This is a genomic window from Algihabitans sp. (genome assembly GCF_965226985.1).
In the GTDB taxonomy this organism is placed as follows: domain Bacteria; phylum Pseudomonadota; class Alphaproteobacteria; order Kiloniellales; family DSM-21159; genus Algihabitans.
The window spans coordinates 933,290-948,953 of record NZ_OZ245712.1; the positions used below are offsets into that span (position 1 = coordinate 933,290).

General features: G+C 64.6%; 13 protein-coding genes. 5 read left to right on the forward strand and 8 right to left on the reverse strand.

Features of this window, described 5'->3' with window-relative positions; all coding sequences use genetic code 11:
• The first annotated feature begins 7 nt into the window (after nucleotides 1–7).
• From ACO054_RS04125 to ACO054_RS04140, 4 genes are all read left to right on the forward strand, one after another.
• The gene (locus tag ACO054_RS04125; RefSeq protein WP_421709181.1) at nucleotides 8–1,573 is read left to right on the forward strand and encodes a cryptochrome/photolyase family protein; all 1,566 of its coding nucleotides are present in this window, start codon (nucleotides 8–10) and stop codon (nucleotides 1,571–1,573) included.
• Between the two features lie 16 nt (nucleotides 1,574–1,589).
• Complete coding sequence (locus tag ACO054_RS04130) at nucleotides 1,590–2,384, forward strand: SDR family NAD(P)-dependent oxidoreductase (RefSeq protein ID WP_421709182.1); 795 nt, start codon at nucleotides 1,590–1,592, stop codon at nucleotides 2,382–2,384.
• The gene (locus ACO054_RS04135; protein ID WP_421709183.1) at nucleotides 2,381–2,815 is read left to right on the forward strand and encodes a nuclear transport factor 2 family protein; all 435 of its coding nucleotides are present in this window, start codon (nucleotides 2,381–2,383) and stop codon (nucleotides 2,813–2,815) included. Before ACO054_RS04130 ends, ACO054_RS04135 begins: the two co-directional genes overlap by 4 nt.
• A gap of 314 nt (nucleotides 2,816–3,129) precedes the next feature.
• A complete protein-coding gene (locus tag ACO054_RS04140) occupies nucleotides 3,130–4,455 on the forward strand; it encodes a GAF domain-containing sensor histidine kinase (protein ID WP_421709184.1) in 1,326 nt (441 codons plus the stop codon).
• A gap of 69 nt (nucleotides 4,456–4,524) precedes the next feature.
• Here ACO054_RS04140 and ACO054_RS04145 read toward each other — a convergent pair whose 3' ends face one another.
• The 6 genes from ACO054_RS04145 to ACO054_RS04170 are packed head-to-tail and all read right to left on the reverse strand — an operon-like array spanning nucleotide 4,525 to nucleotide 11,390.
• Entirely contained in the window at nucleotides 4,525–5,109 is a 585-nt protein-coding gene (locus ACO054_RS04145) for a DUF3833 domain-containing protein (protein ID WP_421709185.1), read from the reverse strand.
• A gap of 9 nt (nucleotides 5,110–5,118) precedes the next feature.
• The gene (locus ACO054_RS04150; protein WP_421709186.1) at nucleotides 5,119–6,468 is read right to left on the reverse strand and encodes an MFS transporter; all 1,350 of its coding nucleotides are present in this window, start codon (nucleotides 6,466–6,468) and stop codon (nucleotides 5,119–5,121) included.
• Nucleotides 6,469–6,514: 46 nt separating this feature from the next.
• Nucleotides 6,515–7,732 (reverse strand): class I SAM-dependent methyltransferase, encoded by a 1,218-nt coding sequence (locus ACO054_RS04155; protein WP_421709187.1) that lies wholly within the window; start codon nucleotides 7,730–7,732, stop codon nucleotides 6,515–6,517.
• 38 nt (nucleotides 7,733–7,770) lie between these two features.
• Nucleotides 7,771–8,574 carry a DUF1365 domain-containing protein gene (locus ACO054_RS04160; RefSeq protein ID WP_421709188.1) on the reverse strand — a complete coding sequence of 268 codons (804 nt, stop codon included), beginning with the start codon at nucleotides 8,572–8,574 and terminating at the stop codon, nucleotides 7,771–7,773.
• Between the two features lie 12 nt (nucleotides 8,575–8,586).
• The gene (locus ACO054_RS04165; protein ID WP_421709189.1) at nucleotides 8,587–9,933 is read right to left on the reverse strand and encodes an NAD(P)/FAD-dependent oxidoreductase; all 1,347 of its coding nucleotides are present in this window, start codon (nucleotides 9,931–9,933) and stop codon (nucleotides 8,587–8,589) included.
• A complete protein-coding gene (locus tag ACO054_RS04170; protein ID WP_421709190.1) occupies nucleotides 9,930–11,390 on the reverse strand; it encodes a cryptochrome/photolyase family protein in 1,461 nt (486 codons plus the stop codon). Before ACO054_RS04170 ends, ACO054_RS04165 begins: the two co-directional genes overlap by 4 nt.
• A 262-nt stretch (nucleotides 11,391–11,652) precedes the next feature.
• Here ACO054_RS04170 and ACO054_RS04175 point away from each other — a divergent pair, with 262 nt between their 5' ends.
• Nucleotides 11,653–12,138 carry a fasciclin domain-containing protein gene (locus tag ACO054_RS04175; protein WP_421709191.1) on the forward strand — a complete coding sequence of 162 codons (486 nt, stop codon included), beginning with the start codon at nucleotides 11,653–11,655 and terminating at the stop codon, nucleotides 12,136–12,138.
• Between the two features lie 134 nt (nucleotides 12,139–12,272).
• On the opposite strand, the gene pdeM is transcribed toward ACO054_RS04175, so the two are convergent.
• Both pdeM and ACO054_RS04185 read right to left on the reverse strand, forming a co-directional pair.
• Entirely contained in the window at nucleotides 12,273–12,998 is a 726-nt protein-coding gene (pdeM, locus tag ACO054_RS04180) for a ligase-associated DNA damage response endonuclease PdeM (RefSeq protein ID WP_421709192.1), read from the reverse strand.
• A gap of 96 nt (nucleotides 12,999–13,094) precedes the next feature.
• Nucleotides 13,095–15,572 (reverse strand): ligase-associated DNA damage response DEXH box helicase, encoded by a 2,478-nt coding sequence (locus tag ACO054_RS04185; RefSeq protein ID WP_421709193.1) that lies wholly within the window; start codon nucleotides 15,570–15,572, stop codon nucleotides 13,095–13,097.
• Nucleotides 15,573–15,664: the final 92 nt, after the last annotated feature.

Sequence of the window (15,664 nt, forward strand, 5' to 3'; positions counted from 1 at the left end):
CGCACCTATGCCGACTGCAACGCTGCGCCTTGTCCTCGGCGATCAGCTGAGCCGCGGCCTTTCTTCCCTGTCCGACCTCGACCCCGACCGCGATCGCGTCTTGCTGGTCGAGGTTTGGGAGGAGGCGACCTACGTCCGTCACCACAAGAAGAAGATCGCCTTCCTCTTCTCCGCCATGCGCCACTTTGCGGAGGCTCTGAGAGGTGAGGGCGTGGCGGTCGACTACGTTTCGCTGGACGATCCCGACAACAGCGGCAGTTTCCACGGCGAAGTTCTGCGCGCCATCGCGCGTCATGGCCCGGAGAGGCTGGTGGTGACGGAACCCGGCGAATGGCGGGTCCGCGAGGGCATGCGCGACTGGGAAGCGGATCTGGGGATCCCGGTGGAAATCCGCGAAGACGGTCGCTTCTTCTGCACCCCGGCGGCTTTCGCCGACTGGGCCGAGGGCCGCAAGTCCTTGCGGATGGAGTACTTCTATCGCGAGATGCGGCGGCGGACCGGCTTCCTGATCGATGCCGGCGGCGAGCCCGAGGGCGGGAAGTGGAATTTCGATCAGGACAACCGCAAGGCCTTACCCGGCGACCTGCCGGTACCCGACGTTCTTCGAGTCTCTCCCGACGACATCACGTCAGAGGTTCTGGAGCTCGTCGCCGCGCGGTTCCCGGAGCACTTCGGCAGTCTGCAGCCCTTCTGGTTCGCCGTTACGGCCGAGCAGGCGGAGGCAGCCTTCGAGGCCTTCGTGCAGGAGCGTTTACCGAACTTCGGCGACTATCAGGACGCTTTGGCCTACGGTGAAGCGACGCTGTTTCACTCGGTCGTCTCGCAGTACCTCAACGCCGGTCTCCTCGACCCCCACGCGGTCTGTGCGCGGGTGGAGCGCGCTTGGCGGGAGGGCGAAGCCCCCCTTAACGCCGTCGAAGGTTTCATTCGTCAGGTCCTGGGGTGGCGGGAGTTCGTTCGGGGCCTCTATTGGCTGAAGATGCCGGACTACGCGGAGGGCAATTTCTTCGACGCTCAGCGGGACCTACCGTCCTTCTACTGGACCGGCGAGACCGAGATGGTCTGTCTGTCCGAGGCGGTGTCCCAGACCCGAGAGAACGCCTATGCCCATCACATTCAGAGACTGATGGTGACGGGGAACTTTGCGTTGCTGGCCGGCGTTCATCCGGGTGCGGTCAACGAGTGGTACCTGGTGGTCTACGCCGACGCCTATCAGTGGGTGGAACTGCCCAACGTGACGGGAATGGCGCTCTTCGCCGACGGCGGCGTCTTCGCCTCCAAGCCCTACGCCGCGAGCGGTAAGTACATCGACCGCATGTCGGACTACTGTAAACGCTGCCGCTACGACGTGAAGCGGCAAAGCGGCGACGATGCCTGCCCCTTCAACTTTCTCTACTGGGATTTCATCGCCCGCAACCGCACGAAGTTGGAGAAGAACCCCCGCATGGGTCTGATCGTGAAGAGTTTGCAACGCATGAAACCGGACAAGGTCGCGGCGATGCGGAAAGACGCGGAGGCCTTTCTGTCGCAGCTCGAAACGGTTGAGGAGGGTCAGTGGCAGGACAGTCAGTAGCGAGACACAAGGGGCCATGACGGTGACGGGGAAGTCGAACGGCTGCGTCTGGATCACCGGGGCCTCTCAGGGACTGGGCCGGGCCTTGGCGCTGGAGCTGGTGCGGCGCGGCCGGACGGTGGTCGCCAGCGCACGCGGCGCCGACAAGCTGAACGAACTCGCCACCGAGGCTGCGATCCTTCAGGGATCCGGCCGTGTCGTGCCCTGGGCGTTGGATGTCACCGACGGTCCGGCGGTTGCGGAGGCCGTCCGGAAGATCGAAAGCGACGTCGGACCGATCGAGACGGCGGTGCTCAACGCCGGCACGCATAGGCCCGTCGATGGCCGGCGGCTCAAGGCCGAGGACTTTCGCAAGCTACTCGACATCAACGTCATGGGGACTGTGCTCTGTTTGGAGCCCATCATCGCCGCCATGACGGCGCGCCGACGCGGGCGGATCGCCGTCGTGGCGTCCTTGTCCGGCTATCGCGGTCTGCCCTCTGCGGCCGCCTACGGCCTGACCAAGGCCGGGCTGATCAACATGTGCGAGTCGATGCGACCCGAACTGGCGCTCGCCGGACTGACCATGCAGGTGGTCAACCCCGGTTTCGTCCGGACGCCGCTCACCGACAAGAACGACTTCCCCATGCCCTTCCTGATGGAGCCCGAAGATGCCGCGCGAGCTTTCGCCGACGGCCTGGAGTCCGATCGCTTCGAAATCGTCTTCCCGCGGCGCTTCGCCTACCTGCTGAAACTCTTGCAGCGCCTGCCGTATCGTCTCTACTTTCCGCTCGCTCGCCATATGGTCAAGGATCGGGAGCTGGCGGAGTGACGCCGGAGGAAACGTTCGAGCGCTACGCGAGGGCGTTCGAAGAGATGACGCCCGACACCCTCGACGACCTGGGGCAGTTGGTCGGTGACGATCTCCATTTCGTCGATCCTTTCAACGACCTGCGCGGCCGCGAGGCTTTTCTCGATATCTTTCGCGAGATGTTCGGCCGATTGCAGGACCCGGCCTTCGCTGTCTCCGATGCGGCCATGGGACGACAGGCGGGCTACCTGCGCTGGTGCATGACCTTTCGAACCAAGCCGGGTGGGCCCCTATGGCAGATCGATGGAATGTCCGAGCTTCACTTTGGTCCGGACGGTCGCGTCACGGCGCACATCGACCATTGGGATGCCGGCAGCCAGTTCTACGGCAAGCTGCCGGGTCTTGGATGGCTGATCGAAAGGATACGTCGCCGACTGTCCCATGACGGATGACGTTGATCAGACACGACCAGGGACCGAGTCCTGTCTATAGTCTTGGGCTAGGCCCTGGTCGTGCACCGTCTTCTTCCAGCCGAACCAAGAAGAAGGCGGCGCGCGATGTCGCGTCATGATCTCGATGATGCCTCTCGGCCCTTCATATTGGCAGTATAAATACAAAATCCATATCTCTGGTCGAATTGGACTGCGCTCTTGGCAGCTTCCGATGGATAAATGCTTGTTCGGTAAGTCAAGGTTTATGCCGCATTAATGAATTTGCGCCACTTTTGATGCGAATAGAATCAACATTTATTTGAGATCTATCGCCGATGTCGAAGATGCTCCCGGCCGCATCGCAGGTACCGATCCCCTTCAACGAGCGCTATCGGCTGAGTGTTCTCAACGTCTGCGATGTGCTCGATCAGCCCGTCGATCCCGATTTGCAGCGGCTCGTAGAGCTGGCGTCCCGTCGCTTTGCCGTTCCCATAGCGCTCGTCTCCTTAATCGACGAGGACCGGCAGTGGTCCTTCGCACAGGTTGGCCTGACCGCCCGGGAAACGCCACGCGATCAAGCCTTTTGCGCGCATGCGATCGTTGCGGAGTCTCCCGTGATCGTGTGCGATGCGACCCAGGATCCACGTTTTCGCGACAATCCTCTGGTCGTCGGCCCTCCCTACATTCGGTTCTACGCCGGTGTGCCGCTTCTCGTCGAAGGCGCCGCGCTCGGCACGCTCTGCATCATCGATTTCGAGCCGCGAGCGCCTCTGAGTTCGGAAGAGCTGACCGATCTTCAGGATCTGGCGGGGCTGGCGACCGGCTTTTTCAAAGTGCGCCGCGATGCCCGCGGTGCAGCGCAGCAGAGACAGCCGGAGCAGGAGAAAGAGCGGATCCAGGCTCTGGCATTGCTGAGTCATGAACTGCGCACGCCGCTGAACGCGATTGTCGGCTTTGCCGAGTTGATTGCGGGGGAAATCAACGGACCGATCCAGCCTCCCGTCTATCGCGAGTATGCGGAAGCCATGCGCGATGGCGGCCGCCGACTGGAGCGCTTCGCCGACCGTGTTCTGTCCTACACGGAGATCGTCTACGGTCAGGTTCGGGTCCACGAGGAAGAGATCGGAGCACGAAACGTGGCTGAGCGTGCCTGCCGTCTGGTGGCGGCCAGAGCGGAGGCGAAGGGCATCTCGCTCCGGATCGAGCCCGATGGGCCGGCCGCCGATCATCTAACTCTACGTGTCGATCCTGCCTTGCTGGAACAAGCCCTGTTTCAGGTCCTGTCCAACGCGGTTGAACATGGAGTAGCGGAAAATCGTGGGACCAGCGAAGACGATCCGGTTCGGCCGGTCATCTTGATCTGGGGGCTGCACAACGGCGTCGCCAGCTTCGCGGTTCGTGACAGAGGAGTGGGGCTGTCGCCGGACAATTGGGAGAGCCTGACTTCTCCCTTCCATTGTGGAGACGGTGCCGGCAGACAGGGTCAGGGAGACAGCAGCGACTGTGGGAACCTGGGGCTCGGACTGGCGCTCGCCAGACGTTTGGTCGAGCTTCACGGAGGGCGGTTGACGTTGGATGACTGCAGTCTTGGTGAGGGCTGTACCGTGCGCTTGAACCTTCCACCCTGGCGGGTCGTCGACAACGGGCATCCTGCCGCCTGACAAAGGCCCGTGCCAGTAGCCATCTTTGTACCAGCGGTTTGGACTGCGAGCCTGCGTCCGGTCGAGGCGTTACTCCGCGGCGCGTTGCAGGTCCGCGCCGCTCTGCTGTATGTCTGCCGCGGCGTCATCCTTCTGGAAGAAGATGGTCGCCGATCCGATTTGAAAGCCCCACTTGCTGACGTAGGCGCGGTTCACCATGGTCCCGTCTTCCTGCAGGAACATCCAATCCTCGAAGTGGACGTTCCAGGTCCGGCCGCCGACCTCCAGGTCCAGGTTGTAGCTCCAGGTGAAGGCGTTGCCGGCGGTCTGGCCGCGCGCAATGCCGGTTACGTCGTCCGCCGTGCCTTCGTAGGTGTTCTCGCCTGTCTTCGTCAGAGTCCAGATTCGTTGATCGATCTCTCCGTCGGCATAGAAGAAATCTTCGACCAGTGTCAGGGTCTGGCCATCCCAGGTGCCTTCGATATCGACCTTGAACTGACGACGCAGATTGCCGAAACGGTCCTCGAAGATTCCCCAGGCTCTAGTCTGCCCGGCGAAGAACTCCTCCAGGACCAGTTTTGGTTCGCGACCTTCAAACTCCTCGATATCCATCGATCCGCATCCTGAGATGGCAAGGGTGGCGAACAGTGCCGCTGCCAGTGACAGACGTTTCATGTTTAAGTCCTATGTACGTTGCAGCTCGCGTCTTTGGATCAGCCGCTGAATGCGGGCCTGGGTTTGCGGTCCGATCGGGAAGCCCGCCACGGTCCAGATGCTGGCGAGCTTGAAGGCGACGGGGAGCAGGGCGTAGAGCGCGGCGAGGGCGAAGAGTGCGGAGGCGTCGTTGACCTCGGCCTGCGGATCGAAGCCGAAGAGATCGAGCAGCGGGAAGGCCAGCCCGGCCGCGAGCGCCAGCGAAAGCTTGTTGGCCATGCCCCAGAGCGCAAAGTACAGCCCGGCGCGCTGCCGCCGCGACTTGAGCCGGTCGAGATCGATCACATCCGCCTGCATGGAGGAGGGAAGCGCCTGATCGGCGCCCAGACTGACACCGCTGAGCACGGTGATCAGCAGAAACCACCAGACGTCGCCTTCACCGAGGAAGGGAACCCAGACGAACACCAGACAGGCCCAGACGATCGAGAAGATCCAGGTCCGGTGCTTTCCGAAGCGGTAGGAAAGACGCAACCAGATCGGAACGGCGGCCACCGCGCTGAGGAAGTAGGTCAACAGCAGCACCGCCTGCCAGACCTCGCTTTCCGGGCGCAGAACGTGACCGATGAAAAGCAGGAAAAGGCTTGCCGGCAGGCCGTTGGCCACGCCGTTCAGGAAGTAGGCGCCGATCAGGCGGCCGAAGGGTTTGTTGCCGACCAGTAGGCGAAATCCCTGGCGCAAGCTGAAGCTGCCGGTTGCCCGCCGCGCCGGAGCGTCCGGGACGCGCCACAGCGCTAACGCCACGAAGAGCGGCAGAGTCAATGTGAAGCCCCAGGCGATCAGCCGCATTGTCTCGCCGACGTCGCCTCGGGTCACCATCAGCAGCCCGACGGTCAGGACGGTCCCGATCACCATGAAGAGCTCGCGGCTCATGGCGATCCGGCTGCGCTGATGATAGTCGGGAGAGATTTCCGCGCCCCAGGCCTGGTGCGCCAGGACCAGAAGGGTGCCGCCCAGGTAGGCGACCATGGTCCAGATCAGAAGATGGAGTGCCCCGGCGTCCTCCGGCGGGTCGAAGAGGAACCAGATCGACACCACCAGGATCGGCGTGCCGGCGAGAATGAAGGGTTTGCGCCGTCCGAAGCGGCTGCCGCCACGGTCGGACAGCCAGCCCACCAGCGGATCGGTCACCATGTCCCAAAGGCGGGCGCCCAGCAGCGCCGCCCCGACGGCCGTCAGGCCGACGCCCAGGTCCTGGGCGTAGTAGGGGGGCAGGAAGACGAAGAGCGGCAGCTGCTGCGCGGCCATCGGCAGACCGAGCAGGCCGAAGGCGGTCAACATGGACCAGGGCACGCGTCCGCCCTGGGCGACGCTCTCGTTCACTCGCTTGCCCTCGCTGCCTTTGCCCTGATCGCCACCCAGACCGCTGTCAGTCGCGGGCCAGGGTCAGTTGTCTGACGTCGATCCGACCGGTGGCGAAGCCGGCCTCGCAATACGCCAGGTAGTACTTCCACATCCGTTGGAAGTAGTCGTCGAACCCAAGGTCGGTCAGTTTCGGCCAGGCGGCGTCGAAGCGTTCGTGCCAGTCGGCGAGCGTCCGCGCGTAGTGCGTGCCGTAGCCGTGATCGGCGACCCACCGCAATCCGGCCGTCTCGACCTGCCGCTGCAGCACGGAGGGGGAGGGCAGCATGCCGCCGGGGAAGATATAGCGCTGAATGAAGTCGGCGCCGCGGCGGTAGCGTTCGAAAAAGCTGTCCGCGATGGTGATGACCTGCAGGGCGGCGCGGCCGCCGGGGCGCAGGCTGTCCTGGACCTTTGCGAAGTAGGCGGGCCAGTACTTTTCGCCCACGGCTTCGAACATCTCGATGGACGCGATCCTGTCGAAGCGTTCGGGGATGTCTCTGTAGTCCTGAAGACGAACCTCCACCCGATCGGCCAGGCCGGCCTCCTGTATGCGCCGGCGGGCGAAGGCGAACTGTTCGTTGGAGATCGTGACGGCGGTCACCCGCGCACCTCGCTCCTTGGCGGCGAACTCTGCGAAGCCCCCCCAGCCGCAGCCGATCTCCAGAAGGTGATGGTCCGGGGTTAGCTCGGCCGCTTCCGCGATCCGGCGGTACTTGACGCGTTGGGCTTCGCCTAGCTCCATGGCGTCGTGCTCGAAGACCGCTGAGGAGTAGGTCATGCTCTCGTCGAGCCAGGCGCTGTAGAAGGCATTCCCCAAATCGTAGTGGTAGGCGATGTTGCGCTGAGCGCCGGCCCGGCTGTTGGGACGCATCAGATGCCAGAAGCGCTTCATCATCCGGTAGGTGGTGCTGCCTTCCAGACGTTCCTCCCAGGCCTCGAAGTTCAGGGCCGCGACGCGCAGGAAGGCTGCCAAGTCCGGGGAGTCGACATCGCCGGCCATGTAGGCCTCGGCGAAGCCGGTGGAACCTCCGGAAATCAGACGGCGGACGGCGCGAGGGCTAAGGACCTGCAGTTCTCCATGCGGGCCCGGCTCGCGACCGCGATAGAGATGCCGGCTGCCGTCGGGCAGCTGCAGCATTGCGCTGCCGCAGGCAAGCCGGCGCCCGAAGAAACCAAGAATGCCGTAGGGGCGCGGCAAGTGGGCAGTCGTCGGAAGCTCTCGGGTCACGTCGGTCACGGTCATGCAGGTACTCTCTTCTCGAAACGCGGGCTTGGTGGCGATCATTCGGCTGGGTCCGGCAGGACGGCGGGCTGGGGCGCAAGCAGGGTCACTGCGGTTGTCGGCGGCGCCGGCCGCCGGTGGAAGGTGGCGCCGCGGCGCCAGAGCTTCGCGGCCTCCCAGTGAATGCCGGCAATCACCTTGAGCGTCAGCAGGGGACGGCCGAAACAGGCGCGCAGCAGTGTCGCGTCGCTCAGATGCTGTCGCAGACCCCTCTGCGTCGCAATCAACTGCGGGCCCTTCGGTACGTCCTGCAGGATGGCAACGAACAGTCGTTCGTCGGGAACCGTCAGTTTGAAGCGGTAGCGCGCCTCCATCCCGATGAAGGGGGAGACGTAGAAGCCCTTGTCGCAGGTCTGGCGGATGGCGGCGCCTGCCGGCAACCTGCCGTTCAAGGGAATCAGGTAGCCGTGCTTTTCGCCGAAGGTGTTGCGAACCTCGTAGAGAATGGAATCGAGCGTCCCGTCCGGACGGTGACAGAACCAGATCGTCAGCGGATTGAAGACGTAGCCCAGAACCCTGGGAAAGCAGAGCAGGCGGATCGGGCCTCCGGCGATATCCCGACCGGCCAGGTGCAACTGGGCCTCGATCCAGGGGCGCAGCGCCGTTCCGTCGCAAGCGCCATGGTCCCGGTCGTGAAAGCTGAAGAGGTTGAAGCGGTTGTGGCTAAACAGGCGGAGCTGCCGGTCCAGCCGGGGAAGTTCCTCCAGATCGATCCACAAGGAAAAGACCCGGTAGACGAATCGTTGCACGAAGGGCCGCAGCCGCTTGTGCATCACCTCTCCAAAGTACAAGGCCGAGTGCATGTCGGTTTCAGCCTACTCCGCCGCGATGGCCGGCTCCAACACCCGTGGCCGCAGGTCCTCCGGTACGATGCCGGCGGCCGGGCTTGCGGGCACGACTTCCGCGGCCCAGGGCACCGGCGATCCCAGCGCCGCTGCCACCGCGAAGCCGGCCTGCAAGGCATCCTCGTGGAATCCGTAGCCGCAGTAGCTGCCGCAGAACCAGGTGCGCGCGACGCCCTGGATCTCCGGAAGCCGGGCCTGAGCCGCGACGGCGGCTTGGTCGAAGATCGGATGGTCGTAGCTGAACTCCGCTTCGATCAGGTCGTCGCGCGGGTCCTGAATCGGATTGAGCGACACGAAAAGCGGCACGGAGGGATCGAGGTTCTGCAGGCGGTTCATCCAGTAAGTGACGGAGACAGCGCGCCGCGCGTCGGCGGTTTGGCCGCTCAGGTAGTTCCAGCTCGACCAGACCGCGCGTCGACGGGGCATCAGACTGTGATCGCGATGCAGCAGCGTCCGGTTCGGCTGATAGCGGAAGGCATCCAGCACGGCAGCTTCGGCCGGCGTCGCCTCGTCGCCCAGGATCGCGCGCGCCTGATCGCCGTGACAGGCCAGCACGATTTGATCGAAGCTGTCGCTATGCCCTGAACCGTCGATCACGGTGACACCGTCGGCCGTGCGTCGGATCGCAGCGACTGGGGTGTTCAGCCTGGCCTGTGCGGCGACGGGCGCGGACAGGCGCTTCACATACTCGCGGCTGCCGCCGGATACCGTACGCCATTGCGGACGGTTCGAAAGCTGCATGAGTCCGTGATTGAGGTTGAAGCGCAGGAAGGATTTTGTCGGGAAGGCGCTGACATCCTCGGTCGAGCAGGACCAGACCGCCGCCGCCATCGGCAGCAGGTGATCGTCCATGAAGGCCGGCGAGTAGCCTTCGCGTCTTAAGAACTCGCCGATCGGCAGGTCTCCGTCGGTTTCGAGAAAGGCCGGTGCCGTCCGATAGAAACGCAGGAGATCACGAACCAGCCGCCAGAGCCGTGGGCGGATCAGATTGCGCCGTTGAGCGAAGAGCCCAGCCGCGCTGCCCGCATACTCGAACTGCCCCTCATCTACCGAGACGGCGAAGGACATGTTGCTCGGCTCTGTCGTCACCTGCAGATGATCGAACAGCCGGATGAGGTTTGGATAAGTTCGCTCGTTGTAGACGATGAAACCGGTGTCGACGGGCAGCCGTCCGCCGTTCGCCGTCGTGACCTCGACCGTATTGGAGTGACCGCCCAGCCGGTTCTCTGCTTCGTAGACCACGACCTCGTGGTCGGTGGAGAGCGCCCAGGCGGCGCCCAGCCCGGCCACGCCCGATCCGACGACTGCGAGTCTCATGCGGCGCCTTTCTTGATTTTTTCGAAGGCCGCGAGCGCGGCCTCTCTTGCCTGACTATGGTCGACGATCGGTTTCGGGTAGCTTTCGCCTAAGGTGATTCCGGCACTGGCCAGAACCTCGTCCGGTGCCTCCCAGGGCCTGTGCAGATACCGGTCGGGCAAACCAGCCACTTCTGGAACCCACTTACGAACATAGTCGCCGGCTGGATCGAATTTTTCACCCTGGGTCATCGGGTTGAAGATGCGGAAGTAGGGCGCGGCGTCGGCACCGCAGCCGGCCACCCATTGCCAGCTTGCACCGTTGCTGGCGGCGTCGGCATCGACCAGCGTGTCCCAGAACCAGCGCTCGCCTTCGCGCCAATGGATCATCAGGTCCTTGATCAGAAAGGATCCGACGATCATCCGCACGCGGTTGTGCATCCAACCGGTATGCCAGAGTTGGCGCATGCCGGCGTCCACGATGGGAAAGCCGGTCTCTCCCCGGCACCAGACCCGGTAGCGTTCCGGGTCTTCGCGCCAGGGAAAGGCCTTGAAGTTTTCCTTCCAGGTCTCGTCCATCAGCGACGGCCAGTGGTACAGCAGGTGGTAGGAGAAATCGCGCCAACCCACTTCGCTCAGGAAGGACCAGACGCCTTTCTCAGCTTTGTCCTCGGCGGAAAGGTGATGCAGGGTCGCGTGCCAGATCTGCCGTGGCGAGATCTCTCCCCAATGCAGGTAGGGCGACAGGCCCGAGGTGCCCTCGATGTCCGGCCGGTTGCGTTCGGCGGCATAGCCGGCGACGCGCTCTTCGAGAAAAGCGGCCAGCCTTTCTTGTGCGGCGGTTTCTCCGGGCGACCAGGTTTCGCGTAGGCCGCCGGCCCAATCGGGCGCCTCCGGCAGCAGAGCCCAGTCCTCCAGGCTGTCGCCGCTCAGCCCGGACAGCCCGGAGAGGCGGTCCGGAGCCGCGAGAGGCTTCGGAACGTGACGGTCGCGGATCGCACGCCAGAAGGGAGAGAAGACCGTATAGGGGCTTCCGGCTCCGGTCTCGACGGTCCAGGGTTCCTGCAGCAGACTGGCCGAGAAGCTGTCTGCCGCGACGCCGGCTGCTTTCAAGGTCTGTTTGATGGCGGTGTCACGCGGCACAGCCCAGGGTTCGTAGCAGCGGTTCCAGACCACGGTCGCCGCACCGATTTCCTCCGCCAAGGCAGGGATCGCGTCTTCTGCGCGGCCACGGCGTAGCAGCAGTTGGGCGCCCTTGGATGCCAGATCGGCGGCGAGGCTCTCAAGGCTCTTGTGCAGCCACCAGCGAGACGCCCCGCCCATCGTCCAGTTCCCGGGCGTATCATCGTCCAGGAGATAAAGGGGTACGATCGGTTCTCCGCGCTCGACCGCCGAGACTAAAGCCGGGTTGTCCGAAAGCCGAAGATCCTGGCGGAACCAGACCAGCGTCGGTCCTTTTTTCGTCGAATCTTCTGTCATTTTTGCGGGAAGAGCATGTGATGTGAGAGTCCGTCGTTCTGAGAGCTATTCGCAGAAAGCTAGTCTTCTCAAGACGTTTGTCGACCGATGCCTTTACGCGATGCAGCCGTGAGTGGATCATCCGACAAGATTAAATTTTTGTCATGCAAATCAGGTGCTTGCCGTCCGCTCTTCGTCTTCTAGCTACTTCCTGGTGAAAGCGCGCGCCGCATCTTCTACGCGCTGCGAGAGAGACGAACCCTTAGACAGGAGCACCGTCCCTATGACCTTCATTCGAAGCCTGACCGCTGCCGCTGTTGCCTTGCCGATCGCCTTCGGTGCCTTGGCTGCCAAGGCCGACGACATCGTCGAAATTGCCGCCGGCAACTCCGACTTCGAGACGCTGGTCGCCGCTGTCGAGGCGGCCGGCCTGATCGACACACTCAAGGGCGATGGCCCCTTCACGGTCTTCGCGCCGACGGACGAGGCCTTCGCGAAGCTGCCCGAGGGCACTGTCGAGAGTCTGCTGGAGCCGGAGAACCAGGAACAGCTGGTCGAGATCCTGACCTACCACGTTGTGCCGGGCAAAGTGATGGCCGGCGATATCATGGGTAAGGAGACCATGGCGGAGACCGTGCAGGGTCAGTCGCTCGACATCAAGGCGATGGGCGGCGCGGTCATGGTCGATCAGGCCCAGGTGATCCAGGCTGACATCGAGGCCTCCAACGGCGTCATCCACGTGATCGATACCGTGGTTCTGCCGGAATAAGCTTCCGGTTCCAAGGTCTGTAGACGCGGTGGTTCGGTTCCCCCCACCGGGACCGCCGCGCACGGAGGGTCGGCATGCCGCTGCATGCCGGCCCTTTCCGTTTCGAGTGGAGGCTTCGCTCGGGAGCGGCGGTGTTATCCGATTAGGGCGACCAAGGCGGACGCGGGATAGGCCGCCAGGGTCTTCCTGCCCAGCAAGTGCGCGGTGAACCCCTTCGGAAAGAGCCTGGACACCGCTGGGTCCAGTACATCCAACCCACCTGTGTAGGCGCCGAAGGACGGCAGGATCAGCCGCCGTCCATCGCTGACGAAACAGCGGGCCGAGACCCGCCTGCCGCGCACCCGAACGCCGGCTTTGGGATGGAAGTGGCCGCTGACTTCGCCGTCCGGCCGCTCGGGCTCCGCCTCGTGTCGGAATACAAGGCCGTCGATCGTCGCCTCGGCCGCGATCCGCCCACCCCAGTCGGCGGGAGGCTCGGGATCATGGTTGCCGGCGATCCACAGCCAGTCGAGTTCTGCCGTCAAGCGTCCGATGCGCGCCTGATCCTGCCGGGATACCCGCTCCGCAGCGGCGCGATCGTGAAAGGAATCTCCCAATGCGATCAAAGCTTTCGGGCGAAATTGCTCCACCAGAATCTCAAGTTTTTGCAGTGTGGCCGAGGTGTCGTAGGGCGGCAGGAACTGACCGCGCGCGGCGAAGCTGGAGCCCTTTTCGAAGTGCAGGTCGGCGACGATCAGCGTGGTGCGGGAGGGCCACCAGAGCGCCCCGCTCACCAGCGGCTGCAGGCTCTGTCCGTTGACGCGCAGCGGTGCGACCTCGTCGGAGCGGTCTCTTGGGCGGTTTCTTGGACGATCAAGCATGTGGACAGTTTAGACGCTCGGTGAGAGTCGCTTCACCGTGGATCGCGTGGCTTGGTGTTGCGACAGATCGGTCATGGGCTGCGGGTCGTCCCTGGCTCACAGCGGCAGCTTCGCCTGATCGAGGGTCGGGGCCGTCGCCTCTTCGATCAAGGCCTGGGCGCCTTCGCCCAACAGCTCGTCGAGAGCATCGCCGTAGACCTGCTCCCGGCCGATCTCCAGCAGCACCGGGACGGCGAGCGGGGAGACGCGGTCCAGGCGCTGATGCCGGATGCGGCCCTGAACGCGCTGCAGCATCTGGGCCAGCCGCCCGATATCGGTCAGCCCCGTTGCCGCGTCGGCTCGGGTGGCCCGCAGGAGGACGTGGTCCGGTTCGTGTTTGCGCAGGACGTCATAGATTAGGTCGGCGTTGAAGGTGACCTGCTTGCCGGTCTTCTCCTGCCCCGGAGTCCGCCGTTCGATCAGTCCCGCGATCACGGCCACGTTGCGGAAGGTGCGGCGGAGCAGGGAACTCTCCGCCATCCATTCCTCCAGGTCGTCGCCCAACATGTCCTGGTCGAACAGGGCGTCCAGGTCCTCCGCCGGCTTGAGCGACCAGACCGCGATCACGTAGTCCGTCGCGACGAAGCCGAGCGGCGAGAGGCCCGCGCGCTCCATCCGCCGGGTCAGCAGCATGCCCAGGGTCTGATGCGCGTTCCGCCCCTCGAAGCAGTAGGCGACCAGAAATTCCTTGCCGCCGCGCGGGAAGCTCTCGACCAGCAGCCCATCGCGCGGCGGCAGAACCGACCGCCATCGCTGCAGCCGCAGCCATTCGGTGACGGCGGGCGGAAAGCCGTCCCAGCCATCCTGAGCCTCGGCTGGATTTTCCAGCATCGCCCGCACCCGCTCGGCCAGATGGGTCGAGAGCGGCAGACGCCCGCCGATGTAGCTCGGCACCTTGGGTTCGCCCCCGCCGCTGGCGCGCGCGACGATCAGGCTGGTCTCCTTGATGCCGAGGAAGGTCAGGAGCTCGCCGCCGAAGATGAAGCTGTCCCCAGGCACCAGCATCTGGGCGAAGTATTCCTCGACTTCGCCGAAGCTGCGGCCGTTCTGCAGGCGGACCTTGAGCGTCGGCGCATCCACGATGACCCCGAGATTCATTCGGTAGCGCCGAACGTGGATCGGATTGGCGACCCGCCAGTGGCCCTCGGCATCCCGGATCAGGCGGCGAAACCGCTCATAAGTCTTGAGGGCGTAGCCGCCGGTCGCCACCAGGCTCAGGCAGTCGTCGAAGTCCCGGCGCGGCAGGTCGCAGTAGGGCGCGGCGCTCCTGACCTCGTCATAAAGACTGTCGGCCGCGAAGGGGCCGGCGCAGGCGACGCCCAGAATGTGCTGCGCCAGGACGTCCAGCCCACCGCTGCGGGGCGGGTCGCCGTCCAGACTGCGCTGCCGTACGCCCTCTTTGGCCGCCCGGCATTCCAGCACCTCGAAGCGGTTGGCGGGGATCAGCAACGCCTTGGAGGGCCGGTCCAGCCGGTGGTTGGCGCGGCCCAGGCGCTGCAGCAGGCGCGAGACGCCCTTCGGCGCGCCGACCTGCACCACCAGATCGACGCTGGCCCAGTCCACGCCCAGGTCGAGGGAGGAGGTGGCGACCACGGCGCGCAGCTTGCCGGCGGCCATGGCGGCCTCGACCCGGCGACGCTGCCCCACCTCAAGCGAGCCGTGGTGCAGGGCGATGGGCAGACCGGCCTCGTTGAGCCGCCAAAGCTCCTGAAAGCAGAGTTCGGCCTGGGCGCGGGTGTTGACGAAGACCAGCGTGGTTCCGGCCTGCTTGATCCGCTCGTAGACCTCGCCCAGCGCATGAACGGCCATATGCCCCGACCAGGGCAGGCGCTCGCGTGTGGTCAGAATTTCGACCTCCGGTTCCGCGCCGTCGCGGCCCAGCACCGTGCGGACGGCCGGGTCCTCCGCATCGCCGTCCCGCGACAGCCAGGCGCGCAGAAAGTCCGGGGCGTGCACCGTGGCCGAGAGGCCGACCCGCCGGACGTCGGGCGCCAGGGCCGAGAGGCGGGCGAGCCCGAGCGACAGCAGGTCGCCGCGCTTGCCGAAGGCCAGGGCATGTAGCTCGTCGATCACGACCGTGTCGAGCCCCGCGAAGATCTTGGCCGCATCGTGGTAACTCAGCAGTAGGGCAAGAGATTCCGGTGTTGTTAGAAGGAGTTGCGGCGGTTTCTTACGCTGACGTGTGCGCTTGGCCTGGGGGGTGTCGCCGGTGCGCGTCTCGACGGCGATCTCCAGGCCCATCTCCGCGAGCGGGGCCGTCAGGTTGCGCTCGATGTCTACCGCCAGCGCCTTCAGCGGACTGACGTAAAGGGTGTGCAGGCCCTCGCGCGGGCAGGCCGCTAGATCGATCAGTGAGGGCAGGAAGCCGGCCAGCGTCTTGCCGGCTCCAGTCGGGGCGATCAGCAGCGCCGACTGCCGCCGCTGCGCCGCCTCCCACATCTCCAGCTGATGGGCATGGGGCGCCCAGCCGCGTTTGTCGAACCAGGCGGTGAAGCGAGCCGGAAGCTGTGAATCGGGAAGCGGGGGGGCATCCATGCGGGCAAGATAGGTGGAAGCGCCCGCAGCTTCTAATCTCTGTTGGCAATGAGGAGGACAGGCGACGAACTGAGGCTGTTTGGTATTAAGAA

What these genes read in the sequence shown, in the direction of transcription:
- ACO054_RS04125 (WP_421709181.1), top strand. Translation starts at nt 8, where the DNA reads ATGCCGACTGCAACGCTGCGCCTTGTCCTCGGCGATCAGCTGAGCCGC.
- ACO054_RS04130 (WP_421709182.1), top strand. Translation starts at nt 1,590, where the DNA reads ATGACGGTGACGGGGAAGTCGAACGGCTGCGTCTGGATCACCGGGGCC.
- ACO054_RS04140 (WP_421709184.1), top strand. Translation starts at nt 3,130, where the DNA reads ATGTCGAAGATGCTCCCGGCCGCATCGCAGGTACCGATCCCCTTCAAC.
- ACO054_RS04145 (WP_421709185.1), bottom strand. Translation starts at nt 5,109, where the DNA reads ATGAAACGTCTGTCACTGGCAGCGGCACTGTTCGCCACCCTTGCCATC.
- ACO054_RS04155 (WP_421709187.1), bottom strand. Translation starts at nt 7,732, where the DNA reads ATGACCGTGACCGACGTGACCCGAGAGCTTCCGACGACTGCCCACTTG.
- ACO054_RS04160 (WP_421709188.1), bottom strand. Translation starts at nt 8,574, where the DNA reads ATGCACTCGGCCTTGTACTTTGGAGAGGTGATGCACAAGCGGCTGCGG.
- ACO054_RS04165 (WP_421709189.1), bottom strand. Translation starts at nt 9,933, where the DNA reads ATGAGACTCGCAGTCGTCGGATCGGGCGTGGCCGGGCTGGGCGCCGCC.
- ACO054_RS04170 (WP_421709190.1), bottom strand. Translation starts at nt 11,390, where the DNA reads ATGACAGAAGATTCGACGAAAAAAGGACCGACGCTGGTCTGGTTCCGC.
- ACO054_RS04175 (WP_421709191.1), top strand. Translation starts at nt 11,653, where the DNA reads ATGACCTTCATTCGAAGCCTGACCGCTGCCGCTGTTGCCTTGCCGATC.
- pdeM (WP_421709192.1), bottom strand. Translation starts at nt 12,998, where the DNA reads ATGCTTGATCGTCCAAGAAACCGCCCAAGAGACCGCTCCGACGAGGTC.
- ACO054_RS04185 (WP_421709193.1), bottom strand. Translation starts at nt 15,572, where the DNA reads ATGGATGCCCCCCCGCTTCCCGATTCACAGCTTCCGGCTCGCTTCACC.